This is a genomic window from Streptomyces sp. NPDC058650, assembly GCF_042717315.1.
Classification (GTDB): Bacteria; Actinomycetota; Actinomycetes; order Streptomycetales; family Streptomycetaceae; genus Streptomyces.
The window spans coordinates 1-14378 of record NZ_JBHXRL010000039.1; the positions used below are offsets into that span (position 1 = coordinate 1).

Here is a 14378-nt window from a genome sequence, read left to right on the forward strand (position 1 = left end):
CAACTTCTACGCGTTCGTCGAACTCGACTCCCTGGGACTGCCGTTCGACCGCGAGCGCAAGGACGACCTCCTCGCCGCCGGACTCGCCGTCATGGACTCGATCAACTCGGGTCCCGACCGGCCGGTCCACCCCCTCGACCCGGCCTTCGCCGGCGTGAAGCACGTCTACCTGGCCGCGCCCGGCTCGGACGCGACCCGTTCGCGGCACGCCATGGCCATCCACCCGGGCTGGTTCGACCGTTCCCCCTGCGGCACCGGGACCAGCGCCCGCATGGCCCAGCTGCATGCCCGGGGCGAGCTTCCGCTCGACACCGACTTCGTCAACGAGTCCTTCATCGGTACGGAGTTCACCGGGCGGCTCGTCGGCGAGACCGAGGTGGGCGGGGTGTCCGCGGTCATCCCGACCGTCACGGGACGCGCCTGGATCACCGGCACCGCGCAGTACTTCCTCGACCCCGACGATCCCTTCCCCGCCGGGTTCCTTCTCTGATCTCCTGTGCGGGCGGTCCGGTTCCCGCGTAGGCGGTCAGAGAAACGTGACATTGTACGATGCTCCTCCGTGACTTCTCGGAGGGCGCACGATGGGTGACCTGAAACAGTACGGCCTCGTGAGAGCGCAGGAGCGGCTCCGCGACCAGGTCGGGCACGCCCTCCGGGCCGCGCTGATCGCCGGCGAACTCCGCCCCGGTCAGGTCTACTCGGCCCCAGGGCTCGCCGCCGACCTCGGCGTCTCCGCGACGCCGGTCCGCGAGGCGATGCTCGACCTGGCCCGCGAGGGTCTGGTCGAGCCCGTACGCAACAAGGGCTTCCGCATCACCGAGGTCAGCGAGCGGGACCTCGACCAGTTCACCGAACTGCGGACCCTCATCGAGGTCCCCACCATCGGCCGGATCACCCAGAAGGCCACCCGGGACGATCTGGAGCAACTCCGGCCGGTCGCCGAGGAGATCGTCTCCCGCGCCAGGGAACACGACCTCATCGGCTACCTGGAGGCCGACCGTCGCTTCCATCTCGCCCTGCTCTCCCTGTCCGGAAACGAGCGACTCGTCGAGACGGTGGGGGAACTGCGCAAGCGCTCCCGTCTCTACGGCCTGACCGGCCTGGACGAGGCGGGCAAGCTCGTCTCCTCCGCAGAGGAACACCTCGAACTCCTCGACCTGATGCTGGCCGGAGACGCCCGGGGCGCCGAGGCCTGCATGCGCCGCCACCTCGGCCATGTGCGCTCCCTCTGGGCCGACGGCCGCGACGTACCGGCCGGGCGGGCGACGGCTCAGTAGGGAGGGGCGGGGCGGTGTGATCCGGCTCGCCGAAGGGCGGGGAGGAGAACGTCAACTCGGCTGTGCCCAGGGGGATTCCGAGGACCCTGGACAGCGCGCGGGCCGTCTATATGCTGACGCCATGCTTTCCGCCGCCTCGATGCCCGCGAACGCCACCACCGCCGCCGCCTCCGGCCCTTCCGGGTCTGCCGGCCCCTCCGGCTCCGCCGCGCCCGTCCCCGGCATCGCCTCGCGGCTCGCCGGCGTCGCGTCGTCGCCGGTACGCGAGATCCTGGCGCTCACCGCGCGCCCCGAGGTGATCTCCTTCGCCGGGGGACTGCCCGCCCCCGAGCTGTTCGACGTCGCGGGGATCCGAGCGGCGTACGACCGCGTCCTGGCCGAAATCCCGGGACAGGCGCTCCAGTACTCGACCACCGAGGGCGACCCTGAGCTGCGCACCGCGATCGCCGGCCGGCTCTCGGACCGCGACCTGCCCACGGACCCCGACGACCTGCTGATCACCACCGGCTCGCAGCAGGCCCTCACCCTCCTCACGGCGGCCCTCGTCGAACCGGGTGGCGTGGTGCTCGTCGAGGACCCCTGCTACCTCGCGGCCCTCCAGACCTTCGCCTTCGCCGGTGCCCGCGTCGTCCCCGTACCCACCGACGACCAGGGCGTCATCCCCGCCGCACTGGAGGAGATCGCGGCGCGCGAGAAGGCCACCCTCCTCTACGTCATCCCCACGTTCCAGAACCCCACGGGCCGTACGCTCCCCGCCGAGCGCCGCGCCGCCGTCGCCGACGCCGCCGCGCGGCACGGGTTCTGGATCGTCGAGGACGACCCGTACGGCGAACTCCGCTACGACGGCGAGCGCGTCCCCTGCATCGCCGCCCACCCCGCGGCCGCCGACCGGACCGTCCTCCTCGGCTCCTTCTCCAAGGTGATGGCACCCGGGCTCCGGCTCGGCTTCCTGCGCGCCCCCGCCGGCCTGCGCCGCGCGTGTGTGATCACGAAGCAGGCCGCCGACCTGCACACCTCCTCCATCGACCAGGCCGCGGCCGCGCGCTATCTGCGCGACAGCGACCTCGACGCTCACGTCGCGGGGATGCGGGCCGCGTACCAGGAGCGCCGGGACGCGATGCTCGAAGGCCTGCCCGCCGCGCTGCCCGAGGGCAGTCGCTGGAACCGGCCGGACGGCGGCATGTTCATCTGGGCCACCCTCCCGGAGGGCCACGACGCCACGGCACTCCTCATGGCCGCCGTCGGCCACGAGGTGGCGTACGTGCCGGGGGCGCCGTTCTTCTGCGGGGAGCCGGACCCTGGCTCGATGCGGCTGTCGTTCACCACGCACTCGGCCGACGAGATCAGGGAAGGTCTGCGCAGGCTGGCGAAGACGTTCGCCTGAATGCCGCTCACCGTGACGCCATGACCTCGTGTCGTTGTTGGGCCGAACGGGTGAGGAGCGGGAGGATGTGCCCATGAGTAGGTACGAGAGCTACGACGTCACCGACGAACAGTGGGAGGGCCTCGCCCAGGTCGTGCCCCTGCGCGGCCGTGACGAATGGCCGTCCAGGGTCGACCACCGCACGGTCCCCGAGCAGTACGAGTCCGCCGAGCAGCGCCGCATGATCGTGCTGCGGGTCCAGGTGTTCGCCGACGCCCGTGAGGTCGCCGAATACCTCATCGCGCAGATCCCGGTCCTCCTCGATCTGACGAGCGCCGACGCCGATGTCGCCAAGCGCATCCTCGACTTCAGCAGCGGGGTCGTCTTCGGCCTCGGCAGCGGGATGCACCGCGTCGACCGGAACGTTTTCCTTCTTGCCCCGGCCGGTACGGAGGTCGAGGGCGCCGAGGGCGAGGACGGGGAGGAGGTCGTGGGCGGCCGGGCCGCGCGCGTCCCCCGTTCGTAGGAAGGTCATCTAGCCGTAACGGTTCGTCAGGGAGCGGGCTGCGTACGGTCCGGGCATGGACCTCACCGGCGGCAGCACGCTCGCCCGCACGCCACACGCCTCCCCTTCCGGCGCCCTTGCCTCCGACGGCCTTCCTTCCGACGGCCTTTCTTCCGATGGCCTTTCTTCCGACGGCCCTTCTTCCGACGGCCTTGCCGGGCGGTCGGGGGCTGTTCCCTCAGTTCCCTCAGTTCGCTCACTTCCCTCCGATCCCTCCGCCGCAGCAGGCGGCAGATCGGCGGCCGGGGCCGGGGGCCAGGGCGAGGGCTTGGGCGGGCGCGGTTGTGCCCGGCCGGTCGTCACCGAGCTGCGCCTGTCCGCGTTCGCCGGCCACCGCGGCGCCGTCCACCCGCTCGGGCCGGTCACCCTCTTCACCGGGCCCAGCGGGAGCGGCAAGTCCACCACGCTCCGGGCGTACGAGGCACTGGCCCGGCTCGGGGCGGGCGAATCCCTCGACGAGGTCTTCCCCGACGCCGCCGACTGCGTCCCCGAACGTGCCCGGCCCGACGCCCAGGGCCGACGCGGCTTCCGGATCGGGTGCACGGTCGACGGGCCGGCCGGCCCGGTCCAGCTCGACCTCGCCGTCCAGGCCGAGCCCCGGCTCCGGATCGTCGGCGAGCGCCTCACCGGCCGGGGCCGCACCCTGCTCGCCACCGCCCTGCGCGACCCGGGCCGCAGCACCGTCCAGGCCGAGTGGCACACGGCCGGTGCCACCCCCGTCACCCGGGCACCGCTCCCCGACGACCTGCTCGGTACGGCCCTGCTCCCGCTGCGCGTCGCGGGCAAGACCGCCGGACAGCTGGAGGTCCTGGCCGCAGCCGAACAAGTGGTCATCGGGCTGCGGTCCGTCTTCCCCTGCGACCCCCGGCCGGAAGGGATGCGAGCCCCCGTCCTCCCCGGCGAAGGGCGGTTGAGGCGCGACTGTGTGAACCTCGCCGAGGTCCTGCACCGCACGCACACGGACTGCCCGCGCAGACACCACCGCCTCACGACCGTGGCGGGCGCCGGCTGCGTCGGACCGGTCACCGGGCTCGGCTTGCAGGAACTCCAGGACGGCACCGTCCGCGCCGTCCTGGAAAGGGGTGGCCGGCCCGCGACCCCGCTCGGCCGCCTCGGCGACGGCGAACTGCGGTACCTCGCCGTGGCGCTCACCCTGCTCACGGGCCCCGGCGTGCTCGCGATGGACCGGATCGCCGAGGTACCGGAGGCCATGCAGAGCCTGACCCTGCTCGCCGACGGCCTGGACCGGGGGCTCGACGGGCGCCAGATGCGCGAACTGCTCGGCCTCGCCGTCGCCATCGCCGCCGACGGACACATCCGGGTCGCGGGGACGGTCGGGGAGGGAGGGGCGGGGGAGGCGCGACGGACGCCCGGGGTGACGGTGGTAGACCTGGGCGTGTGACGGAGACGGACAACACGAGGGTGGGCGGCGGCGAGATGGTGGGCGGCGGGACGGCCGATGACGAGAAGGTGGGTGGCGGGACGGTGGGTGGCGAGACGGTCGACAAAGGCTTGGTGGGCGGCGGTGACGTGGTGGGGCATGACGTGGCGTCGCTCCAGCGCAGGCTCGCCGCGTTCGCGGCCGCGCGCGACTGGCAGCCGTACCACACACCCAAGAACCTGGCGGCGGCGCTCAGTGTGGAGGCTTCCGAACTACTGGAGATCTTCCAATGGTTGACCCCTGAGCAGGCGGAACGGGTGATGGACGACCCCGAGTCGGCGCACCGCGTCGCGGACGAGGTGGCCGACGTGCTCGCCTATCTGCTCCAGTTCTGCGAGGTGCTCGGGGTCGATCCGCTCGTGGCGCTCGCGGCGAAGATCGACAGGAACGAGGTCCGATTTCCCGTTCGACGCCGGGGCGGAGGGGGCGGAGAGGCCGGGGACGGGGCCGCGGCAGAAGATCGTCACTCTTCGGAGTGATCGACTTTTCCCCATCGAGCCTACTGTCCACAGATTTCCGAATTCCCCTGGTGTTGGGGCTCAGGCGGCCTCACTCTGGGTAGTGGAATGAGTGGGCGGTAAGTCGTATGAACGGGGGCGGCGTTGATGGAAGCGGAGAGGCTCATCGCGGCCGGGCGGCACGCGTTGGCGGGGAGCGGGACGGCGCAGGACATCGTGGCGGAGGCCTGGCAGGCTCAGGCGCTCGCCCAGGCGATAGGGAGTCATCTCGCGCTCTGCGGGCCGTTGGAACTGCGCGGCGAGGCGCGGGGGCTGAGCGAGACCGGGGAGTACCCGGCGTGGGGGGCCGGTGGGCCGCGTGCGGCGCAGTTGACCGAGGTCGGCGATCCGGTCGCGGCGTTGACGGCGCTCGGGGCGCTGCTCGGGGAAGTGGGGATCGCGCTCGTCGGGGTGGCCTGCGCCACCGACGAGGAGGGGCTCTACTGGCAGTGCATCGAGGCCATCGACGCGGTCGACGAGTCGAACGACAGAGTGGGCGGGATGCTGCGTCGGCTCGCGGTGCGCGACCGGGAGCGGGCCCGCCCGCCCGACCCGGCCCGAGGCCGGGCGGGCCCCGGGCCGGGTCCGGCGTGAGCGGCGGACGGCGGTCGGCCGGGGGCGGTGCGGCGGTCGTCGTGGTCGCGGCGGTACTAGAAGTGGGGCCGCGCGTCGCCGGGGGTCGGGCGGATGTCGGGCTGGCGGTCGGCGTCCTCGCGGTGCTCGGAGTCGGGCTGTGTGGGCTCCGGGTCCAGGCGGTCGGCCGAGGACTGGATGTCGGCGTCGAGCTGGGAGAGGTCGGCGGAGAGCGCCGCCATCAGCTCCTCCATCTGCTGGAGCAGGCCCTTGGGGGCGCCGGCGCCCTTCTGCTCGGGCACGGACGGCGGTGCGGATTGCTCGGGCACGGCCCGCTCCGGCGCGGCTTCCTGGGACATGGCGGCCTCCTCGGCCCGGACCCCGCAGCCGTTGGCGGGGCACGAGAGAGAGCGACGCACCGGCAGCGGCCGCCGGCGCGCGGGCCGGGCGGTCCGGCTCCGCCCGAGCCAACGACGGGTCCCCGGCCACGGTCACTGGCCAGGTCGGACGCGGCCCGCCACGGGGCCGGATATTCACCCGACCGTGCCGGAGCCGCCCGCGAGCTGACGAAGAGGTTGACACGCACCCGACGGTGCAGGATGGAGGTATGGATCTCCGCATCTTCACCGAACCCCAGCAGGGGGCCGACTACGACACCCTCCTCGCGGTCGCCAGGGCCACCGAGGAGCTCGGATTCGACGCCTTTTTCCGCTCCGACCATTATCTGAGCATGGGCTCGTCCGACGGGCTTCCCGGACCGACGGACGCCTGGATCACCCTGGCCGGTCTGGCCCGGGAGACGAAGCGGATCCGCCTCGGCACTCTGATGACCGCCGGGACGTTCCGGCTTCCGGGAGTCCTCGCCATCCAGGTCGCCCAGGTCGACCGGATGTCCGGCGGCCGGGTCGAACTGGGGCTTGGCGCGGGCTGGTTCGAGGAGGAGCACAAGGCCTATGGCATTCCGTTCCCGAAGGAGAAGTTCGGCCGGCTGGAGGAGCAGCTGGCGATCGTCACCGGACTGTGGGAGACCGAGCTCGGCAAGACGTTCTCGTACGAGGGGGAGTACTACCGGCTCACCGACTCGCCCGCGCTGCCGAAGCCCGCGCAGGACAGGATCCCGGTACTGATCGGCGGGCACGGCGCGAGCCGCACCCCGAGGCTGGCCGCACGGTACGCGGACGAGTTCAACATCCCCTTCGCCTCGCTGGAGGACAGCGAGCGGCAGTTCGGCCGGGTCCGGGCGGCGGCGGAGGCAGTGGGCCGGCCGGCCGGTGACCTCGTGTACTCGAACGCGCTGGTCGTCTGTGTCGGCAAGGACGACGCGGAGGTGGCCCGTCGGGCCGCCGCGATCGGGCGGGACGTGGACGAGCTCAAGGCGAACGGTCTCGCGGGCTCGCCCGCCGAGGTCGTCGACAAGCTCGGGCGGTACGCCGCCATCGGCTCCTCCCGGGTCTACCTCCAGGTCCTCGACCTCGACGACCTGGACCACCTGGAGCTGATCTCCGCGCGGGTCCAGTCGCAGCTGGGATGAGCGGGGCGAGCCGATGAAGCCGGACCGTACGCTCGCCGAGGCCCTCCGGGAGGGGCCGCTCGTCCTTGACGGCGGGCTGTCCAACCAGTTGGAGGCGCAGGGCTGCGATCTCTCGGACGCGCTCTGGTCCGCGCGGCTCCTTGCCGACGGGCCCGAGCAGATCGAGGCGTCGCACGCGGCGTACGTGCGGGCCGGCGCCCGGGTGGTCACCACCGCCGCCTACCAGGCCACCTTCGAGGGCTTCGCCCGGCGGGGCGTGAGCCGGGCGGAGACGGCGCGGCTCCTCGCCCGGAGCGTGGAGCTCGCGCGGGCGGCGGCGGAGCGGGTCGGGCAGGAGATCTGGGTCGCCGCGTCGGTCGGGCCGTACGGCGCGATGCTCGCGGACGGAAGCGAGTACCGGGGACGGTACGGGCTGTCCGTGCGGGAGCTGGAACGGTTCCACCGGCCCAGGGTCGAGGTGCTCGCCGCGGCCGGGCCCGATGTCCTGGCCCTGGAGACGGTGCCGGACGCGGACGAGGCGGAGGCGCTGCTGCGGGCGGTCGACGGGTGCGGGGTGCCCGTGTGGCTGTCGTACACGGTCGAGGGCGGGCGGACCAGGGCGGGGCAGGGGCTGGCGGAGGCCTTCGCGGTCGCCGCCGGGAACGACCAGGTCGTGGCGGTCGGGATCAACTGCTGCGACCCGGAGGGGGTGGGGGCCGCCGTGGAGCTCGCCGTCGCCGTCACCGGGAAGCCGGCCGTGGTCTACCCGAACAGCGGGGAGCGGTGGGACGCCGGGGCCCGGGGCTGGCGCGGCGACGTCACCTTCGACCCGTCCACGGCCGCAGTCTGGGCGGGGGCCGGGGCTCGCCTCATCGGTGGCTGCTGCCGTGTGGGTCCTTCGGTCATCGCCACGCTGGCCGGGGTCCTCGCCTCCGGGGCGCGCAAGCCACCGGCATAGGTGTCGGTTTCGGTGTCGGTCTCGGTGGAGGGGGCGGCTTCGGCGGAAGGGTGGCGTCGGTGTCGGCTCGGGGGTCGCTGGGGCGTGCGGGTGGCTGGGGCGCGCGGAAAATGCCTGGTGAGGCGGGGAGGGGGCGCCCATACTCGGGCGTGTGTTCCTGACAATCAGTACGACCGGCAACCCGGAGCGACCCGCGACCGATCTCGGATTTCTGCTGCACAAGCATCCCGAGCGGGCGCAGGCGTTCTCGACCTCGCACGGCACCGCGCACGTCCTCTACCCCGAGGCGAGCGCCGAGCGGTGCACCGCGGCACTCCTCCTGGAGGTGGATCCCGTGGCGCTGGTGCGCCGCGGCAAGGGCAAGGGTCGGGGCGGAGCCCCCGACGCCGCGCTCGCGCAGTACGTGAACGACCGGCCCTACGCGGCGTCGTCGCTGATGGCCGTGGCGCTCGCCAAGGTCTTCAAGACCGCGCTGCACGGCGTGTGTCAGGCGATGCCCGAGCGGGCCGCCGCTCCACTGCCCCTGCGGATCGAGGTCCCGGCGCTTCCCGCCCGGGGCGGCGCCGGCCTCGTGCGCGCCCTCTTCGGGCCGCTGGGCTGGGGCACGGTGGAGGCCGAACCGGTCGCGCTGGACGGGGAGTTCCCCGAGTGGGGCGACTCCCGGTACGTGCGCCTGGTGCTCGAAGGCGAGCTGCGGCTCGCCGACGCGCTCAACCAGCTGTACGTCCTGCTCCCCGTCCTCGACGACGCCAAGCACTACTGGGTCGCGCCCGACGAGGTCGACAAGCTGCTGCGGGCCGGGGACGGCTGGCTGGCCGGGCACCCGGAGCGGAAGCTGATCACGGCGCGCTACCTCGCGCGCCGCTGGGGACTGGAGCGTGAGGCGACGGAACGCCTTGAACTGGTGCGACTCGCCGAGGCCGAGGGGCTCGACGTCGAGGACGTCGACAACGCCGTCGACGAGTCCCGCGACACGGAGGAGCGGCCGGTGCCGCTCGCCGAGCAGCGCAGGGACGCGGTCCTCGCCGCGCTGCACACCGCCGGAGCCGCCCGTGTGCTCGACCTGGGCTGCGGGCAGGGACAGCTGGTGCAGGCGCTGCTCAAGGACGTGCGCTTCACGGAGATCGTGGGCGTCGACGTGTCCGTCCGGGCGCTGAACGTCGCCGCCCGCCGGCTGCGCCTCGACCGGATGGGGGAGCGGCAGGCCGCCCGGGTCACGCTGCTCCAGGGCTCGCTCGCGTACACCGACAAGCGGCTCGCCGGCTACGACGCGGCCGTGCTCAGCGAGGTGATCGAGCACCTGGACCTGCCGAGGCTGCCGGCGCTCGCGTACGCGGTGTTCGGCGCGGCCCGGCCCCGTACGGTGCTCGTGACCACGCCGAACGTCGAGTACAACGTGCGCTGGGAGTCGCTGCCCGCCGGACACGTCCGGCACGGCGACCATCGCTTCGAATGGACCCGGGAGGAGTTCCGGGGCTGGGCCGCCGGAGTCGCCGGACAGTACGGGTACGGCGTGGAGTTCGTTCCCGTCGGACCCGACGACCCCGAGGTCGGGCCGCCCACGCAGATGGCCGTCTTCACCCGTACCGAGGCCGTGACCGAGGCCGTGACCGAGGCCACGACCGAGACCGAGACCGTGACCGCGACCGTGACCGAGGCCACGACCGACGAGACCTTGAAGGAGGTCACCGCATGACCCGCATCCTGCCCGTCACCGACCTGTCCCTCGTGGTGCTCGTCGGTGCCACCGGCTCCGGCAAGTCCACCTTCGCCCGGCGCCACTTCAAGCCGACCGAGATCGTCTCCTCCGACTTCTGTCGGGGGCTCGTCGCCGACGACGAGAACGACCAGTCCGCGAGCAAGGACGCCTTCGACGTCCTGCACTACATCGTCGGCAAGCGGCTGGCCGCGGGACGGCTGACCGTCGTCGACGCCACCAACGTGCAGCAGGAGGCCAGGCGTCAGCTCGTCCAGCTCGCCAGGTCGCACGACGTGCTGCCGATCGCGATCGTCCTCGACGTGCCGGAGGACGTCTGCCGCAGCCGGAACGCCGACCGTCCCGACCGGGCGGACATGCCCGCGCACGTCATCCAGCGCCACCGCCGCGAGCTGCGCCGCTCGCTGCGCGGACTGGAGCGCGAGGGCTTCCGCAAGGTCCACGTCCTGCGCTCCGTCGAGGAGGTGGAGGACGCCGGGATCGTGCTGGAGCGCCGCTTCAACGACCTGCGCCACCTCACCGGCCCCTTCGACATCATCGGTGACATCCACGGCTGCCGGTCCGAGCTCGACACCCTGCTCGCCAGGCTGGGGTACGTGGACGGGCACCACCCCGAGGGGCGTACGGCGGTCTTCGTCGGCGACCTCGTCGACCGAGGCCCCGACTCGCCGGGCGTCCTGCGGCGCGTCATGGCCATGGTCGCCTCGGGCGACGCCCTGTGCGTCCCCGGCAACCACGAGAACAAGCTCGGCCGCTGGCTGAAGGGGAAGAAGGTCCAGCAGACGCACGGGCTCGCCGAGACGATCGAGCAGCTGGCGGGCGAGAGCGAGGAGTTCCGGGCCCAGGTCGCGGAGTTCATCGACGGGCTCGTCAGCCACTACGTCCTCGACGGCGGCGCGCTCGTCGTCTGCCACGCCGGTCTGCCGGAGAAGTACCACGGTCGGACGTCCGGCCGGGTGCGTTCGCACGCGCTGTACGGGGACACCACCGGGGAGACCGACGAGTTCGGGCTGCCGGTGCGCTACCCGTGGGCGGAGGACTACCGGGGGCGGGCCGCCGTCGTGTACGGCCACACGCCCGTGCCGAACACGTCCTGGATCAACAACACCATCTGCCTCGACACCGGGGCCGTCTTCGGCGGGAAGATGACCGCGCTGCGCTGGCCGGAGCGCGAACTCGTGGACGTACCGGCCGAGCGGGTCTGGTACGAGCCGGCCCGGCCTCTCGCGACCGAGGCGCCCGGGGGCCACGAGGGACGCCCCCTCGACCTGGCCGACGTGCACGGCCGGCGGATCGTGGAGACCGCGCACCTCGGCAACGTCGCGGTGCGGGAGGAGAACGCGGCGGCGGCCCTGGAGGTCATGAGCCGCTTCGCCGTCGACCCGCGGCTGCTCGCCTACCTGCCGCCGACCATGGCCCCGACGGCCACCTCGCGCGCCGAGGGGTACCTGGAGCACCCGGCCGAGGCCTTCGCCCAGTACCGGGCGGACGGTGTCGAGCGGGTCGTGTGCGAGGAGAAGCACATGGGCTCCCGGGCCGTGGCCCTGGTCTGCCGGGACGAGGAGGCGGCCCGCGAGCGCTTCGGTGTCACCGGAGTGACCGGCGCGCTGCACACCCGTACCGGGCGGCCCTTCTTCACCGAGTCCAGCGGCGGCTCCGCCGCGGGCACCGCCGTCACCGAGCAGGTCCTCGACCGGCTGCGGACCGCGATCGGCGCCGCCGGGCTGTGGGACGAGCTCGACACGGACTGGCTGCTGCTCGACGGCGAGCTGATGCCGTGGTCGCTCAAGTCGGCCGGGCTGCTGCGCTCGCAGTACGCGGCGGTCGGCGCCGCCTCCGGCGCCGTCCTGCCCGGGGCGATCGAAGCCCTGGAGCGGGCGGTGGCGCGCGGGGTCGAGGGGCTCGACGGGCTCCTCACCAAGCAGCGGGAGCGGGAGGTGGACGCCGCCGCGTTCACCGAGGCGTACCGCAGGTACTGCTGGCCGACCCAGGGCCTGGAGGGCGTGCGGTTCGCGCCCTTCCAGCTCCTCGCGGCCCGCGGGCGCTCGCTCGCGGCCGTCCCGCACGACGAGCAGCTGGCCTGGCTCGACCGCCTGGTGGAGCACGACCCGACCGGGCTGCTCCAGGTCACCCGCCGGCTCGTCGTCGACACCGGCGACGAGGCGTCGGTCCGCGCGGGCACCGACTGGTGGCTGGAGCTGACCGGAGCCGGCGGCGAGGGCATGGTCGTCAAGCCGCTGGCCGCGCTCGTCCGAGATGCCAAGGGGCGGCTCGGGCAGCCGGGCGTGAAGGTGCGCGGCCGGGAGTACCTGCGGATCATCTACGGCCCCGAGTACACCCGTCCGGAGAACCTGGAGCGGCTGCGGCAGCGCTTCCTCGGTCACAAGCGGTCGCTGGCGCTGCGCGAGTACGCGCTCGGCCTGGAGGCGCTCGACCGGCTCGCGGCAGGGGAACCGCTCTGGCGGGTCCACGAGGCCGTCTTCGCGGTCCTCGCGCTGGAGTCGGAGCCGGTCGACCCGAGGCTCTGATCCGGGGAGCCGGGTAGCCGGGGAGCCGGGGGCCTTCGCGGGAGTTCGGTGCTGCTCCGGTGGCGCTTCCGTGATTCTTTCGTGCTGCTCCGACGGGGGGCGCAGGGGTGCCGGGAACGGCGCTCCCCTGCGCCCCCCGTGCTCGTTGACGCCGCCGTTCCGCACCTCTAGCGTTCTTCACCCCACGAGGTGACGCAGAGTCAACAATGTGGCGGGGCACGCCACATGAGGTGTGAACACACACGCGAAAGCGCCGGTCGACCACCGGTGGGCGGCTTCCCTGAGGGGTGGCGGACGGTACGGGGGTGAGCGGGTGATGAGTCTCTTCGGTCAGGACCGTTCCTTCCTGCACGCCCTCCCGGCGGCCGACCGCCGCTCCCTGATCGCCGAGGGGGCCCGCCGCGCCTACGAACCCGGTGAGGTGATGATCCGCGAACACGACACCAGCGCCTACGTCCTCGCGCTGCTCTCCGGCTGGTCCGTCGTCTCCGTCGGCACCGAGCGCGGCTCCCGGCTCATCCTCGCCCTGCGCGGGGCCGGCGAGGTCGTCGGCGACCTCGCCGCCGTCGACCTGCGCCCGCGCAGCGCCACGGTCACCGCGCTCGGCGCGGTCGAGGCGGTGGCCGTCTCCGGCGATCGCTTTCGTCGCTTCCTGGCCGCCAGGCCGCACGCCACCTCGCTGATCATGCGCCAGCTCGCCACCCGGTTGCGCAGCGCCGACGTCGAACGCCGCGCGCTCGCCTCCGAGACCGTCCTCCAGCGCCTCGCGGCCCGCCTCGTCGAACTGGCGGAGCGCGCGGGCCGACCGGCCGACGCCGGGACCGTACTCGAACTTCCGCTTCCCCAGCACGACTTGGCGGCCGCCATCGGAGCCACCCGGGAGGCGGTGGCCAAGGCGTTGCGCCTGCTGCGGGAACAGGACGTCGTCCGTACCGCGAACCGCACCGTCATCGTCATCGACATGCGGGTCCTCGTGCTGCTCGCCGAGGGGCGTGCGCGCCCCCGCGCGGAACAGGCGGACGAATCTCCGCCGGATGTGTAAACGGCTACATCGCCGGTCGCGGAACGCGGCCAGTCTGGACACACACCACCACGGCATCAACGGCACCACGGCATCCGACAGGGAGTCCGAGTGAGCAGTGCGGGAGCGAACGGGGCGCACGGGGAGGCGGGTTCGCGCCGGGAAGCCGCCTCGGGTGGCATCCACCGGTTCGTCGTCTTCGGCGACATCTGCGGATCCGGCACCCTGGGCATGGCCGAGAAGGAGCTGCACCGCGCGGCGATGTACGCGGCGTTCGACGAGGCGTACGCCTCCGTCGGGGTCGAGCCCGGCACCTTCCACCAGGAGGACCGGGGGGACGGCATCCTCGCCGCCCTGCGCCCCGACATGCCGCCGACGCTCATGGTCGGACGGTGGATCGACACCCTGTACGAGAGCCTCCGCGCCCACAACACGGGCCGGAGCCGGCGGCTGCGCCTGCGGATCGGCATGAACGCGGGGCTCGTGGTCCAGGACCGGCACGGGCTCGTCGGGCGGGCCGTGGACCTCGCCGCGCGGCTCTGCGACAGCCCCACGGCCAAGCGGATCATGACGGAGGCCCCCGAGGTCGACCTGCTCGTCGTGGTCTCCGACTGGCTGTACGGGAACGTGGTCGCCGAGGGCGGGCGGTACGTGGAGCCGGACCATTACCGGCGGGCCCGGATCCGGTCCAAGGAGACCGACGAGGCCGCCTGGTTCCACGTGCCGCGCCGTGCGGCGCCGCCGCTGATCGGGCCCGAGGGGGACGGGCCGGCCGAGGGGCAGCGGGTGCCGGGGGTGGGTTCAGGAGCCGGCGTTGGGGGGGGGGGGGGGGGGGGGCGCCCCCCCCCCCCCCCCGCGGGGGGCCCCCCTGAAAAAAAACACCTCTAACAGCCCGACAAAGAAGAACAAAAAGAGAAAAAAGACGAAA

The 14378-nt window shown here is 73.1% G+C and carries 14 protein-coding genes; 13 read left to right on the plus strand and 1 reads right to left on the minus strand.

The window, feature by feature from the left end:
- The 7 genes from ACFWWU_RS36870 to ACFWWU_RS36900 all read left to right on the plus strand — a co-directional run.
- On the plus strand, positions 1-490 hold a 490-nt coding region (locus tag ACFWWU_RS36870), incomplete at its 5' end, for a proline racemase family protein (protein WP_384153469.1).
- Between the two features lie 91 nt (positions 491-581).
- Positions 582-1277, plus strand: coding sequence for a GntR family transcriptional regulator (locus tag ACFWWU_RS36875; RefSeq protein ID WP_384153472.1), 696 nt, complete (start codon positions 582-584; stop codon positions 1275-1277).
- Positions 1278-1572: 295 nt separating this feature from the next.
- Positions 1573-2661 carry a PLP-dependent aminotransferase family protein gene (locus ACFWWU_RS36880; RefSeq protein WP_384153502.1) on the plus strand — a complete coding sequence of 363 codons (1089 nt, stop codon included), beginning with the start codon at positions 1573-1575 and terminating at the stop codon, positions 2659-2661.
- 73 nt (positions 2662-2734) lie between these two features.
- Complete coding sequence (locus ACFWWU_RS36885) at positions 2735-3166, plus strand: cell division protein SepF (protein ID WP_384153475.1); 432 nt, start codon at positions 2735-2737, stop codon at positions 3164-3166.
- A gap of 55 nt (positions 3167-3221) precedes the next feature.
- Positions 3222-4607 (plus strand): ATP-binding protein, encoded by a 1386-nt coding sequence (locus ACFWWU_RS36890; RefSeq protein ID WP_384153478.1) that lies wholly within the window; start codon positions 3222-3224, stop codon positions 4605-4607.
- 128 nt (positions 4608-4735) lie between these two features.
- The gene (locus tag ACFWWU_RS36895) at positions 4736-5125 is read left to right on the plus strand and encodes a nucleotide pyrophosphohydrolase (RefSeq protein WP_384153505.1); all 390 of its coding nucleotides are present in this window, start codon (positions 4736-4738) and stop codon (positions 5123-5125) included.
- Between the two features lie 126 nt (positions 5126-5251).
- Entirely contained in the window at positions 5252-5737 is a 486-nt protein-coding gene (locus tag ACFWWU_RS36900; RefSeq protein WP_384153481.1) for a DUF6099 family protein, read from the plus strand.
- 56 nt (positions 5738-5793) lie between these two features.
- Here the strand turns inward: ACFWWU_RS36900 and ACFWWU_RS36905 are convergent, their stop codons facing one another.
- On the minus strand, positions 5794-6075 hold the full coding sequence (locus ACFWWU_RS36905) for a hypothetical protein (RefSeq protein WP_384153484.1): 282 nt from the start codon (positions 6073-6075) through the stop codon (positions 5794-5796).
- Between the two features lie 248 nt (positions 6076-6323).
- Here ACFWWU_RS36905 and ACFWWU_RS36910 point away from each other — a divergent pair, with 248 nt between their 5' ends.
- The 6 genes from ACFWWU_RS36910 to ACFWWU_RS36935 all read left to right on the plus strand — a co-directional run bounded on the left by ACFWWU_RS36910 (position 6324) and on the right by ACFWWU_RS36935 (position 14338).
- Positions 6324-7247: an LLM class F420-dependent oxidoreductase gene (locus tag ACFWWU_RS36910; protein WP_384153487.1), complete on the plus strand. Its 924-nt coding sequence runs from the start codon at positions 6324-6326 to the stop codon at positions 7245-7247.
- 13 nt (positions 7248-7260) lie between these two features.
- Positions 7261-8184 (plus strand): homocysteine S-methyltransferase, encoded by a 924-nt coding sequence (gene mmuM, locus ACFWWU_RS36915; RefSeq protein WP_384153490.1) that lies wholly within the window; start codon positions 7261-7263, stop codon positions 8182-8184.
- Positions 8185-8335: 151 nt separating this feature from the next.
- Positions 8336-9880 carry a 3' terminal RNA ribose 2'-O-methyltransferase Hen1 gene (locus ACFWWU_RS36920; RefSeq protein ID WP_384153493.1) on the plus strand — a complete coding sequence of 515 codons (1545 nt, stop codon included), beginning with the start codon at positions 8336-8338 and terminating at the stop codon, positions 9878-9880.
- Positions 9877-12429, plus strand: coding sequence for a polynucleotide kinase-phosphatase (locus ACFWWU_RS36925; RefSeq protein ID WP_384153496.1), 2553 nt, complete (start codon positions 9877-9879; stop codon positions 12427-12429). Before ACFWWU_RS36920 ends, ACFWWU_RS36925 begins: the two co-directional genes overlap by 4 nt.
- A gap of 316 nt (positions 12430-12745) precedes the next feature.
- Entirely contained in the window at positions 12746-13471 is a 726-nt protein-coding gene (locus ACFWWU_RS36930) for a Crp/Fnr family transcriptional regulator (protein ID WP_376400988.1), read from the plus strand.
- Between the two features lie 90 nt (positions 13472-13561).
- Complete coding sequence (locus ACFWWU_RS36935) at positions 13562-14338, plus strand: hypothetical protein (RefSeq protein WP_384153500.1); 777 nt, start codon at positions 13562-13564, stop codon at positions 14336-14338.
- The last annotated feature ends 40 nt before the right edge of the window (positions 14339-14378 follow it).

Bases quoted from the DNA above. Each gene is read 5' to 3' on its own strand.
- ACFWWU_RS36875 (WP_384153472.1), top strand. From the start codon at position 582: ATGGGTGACCTGAAACAGTACGGCCTCGTGAGAGCGCAGGAGCGGCTC.
- ACFWWU_RS36885 (WP_384153475.1), top strand. From the start codon at position 2,735: ATGAGTAGGTACGAGAGCTACGACGTCACCGACGAACAGTGGGAGGGC.
- ACFWWU_RS36890 (WP_384153478.1), top strand. From the start codon at position 3,222: ATGGACCTCACCGGCGGCAGCACGCTCGCCCGCACGCCACACGCCTCC.
- ACFWWU_RS36900 (WP_384153481.1), top strand. From the start codon at position 5,252: ATGGAAGCGGAGAGGCTCATCGCGGCCGGGCGGCACGCGTTGGCGGGG.
- ACFWWU_RS36905 (WP_384153484.1), bottom strand. From the start codon at position 6,075: ATGTCCCAGGAAGCCGCGCCGGAGCGGGCCGTGCCCGAGCAATCCGCA.
- ACFWWU_RS36910 (WP_384153487.1), top strand. From the start codon at position 6,324: ATGGATCTCCGCATCTTCACCGAACCCCAGCAGGGGGCCGACTACGAC.
- mmuM (WP_384153490.1), top strand. From the start codon at position 7,261: ATGAAGCCGGACCGTACGCTCGCCGAGGCCCTCCGGGAGGGGCCGCTC.
- ACFWWU_RS36925 (WP_384153496.1), top strand. From the start codon at position 9,877: ATGACCCGCATCCTGCCCGTCACCGACCTGTCCCTCGTGGTGCTCGTC.
- ACFWWU_RS36930 (WP_376400988.1), top strand. From the start codon at position 12,746: ATGAGTCTCTTCGGTCAGGACCGTTCCTTCCTGCACGCCCTCCCGGCG.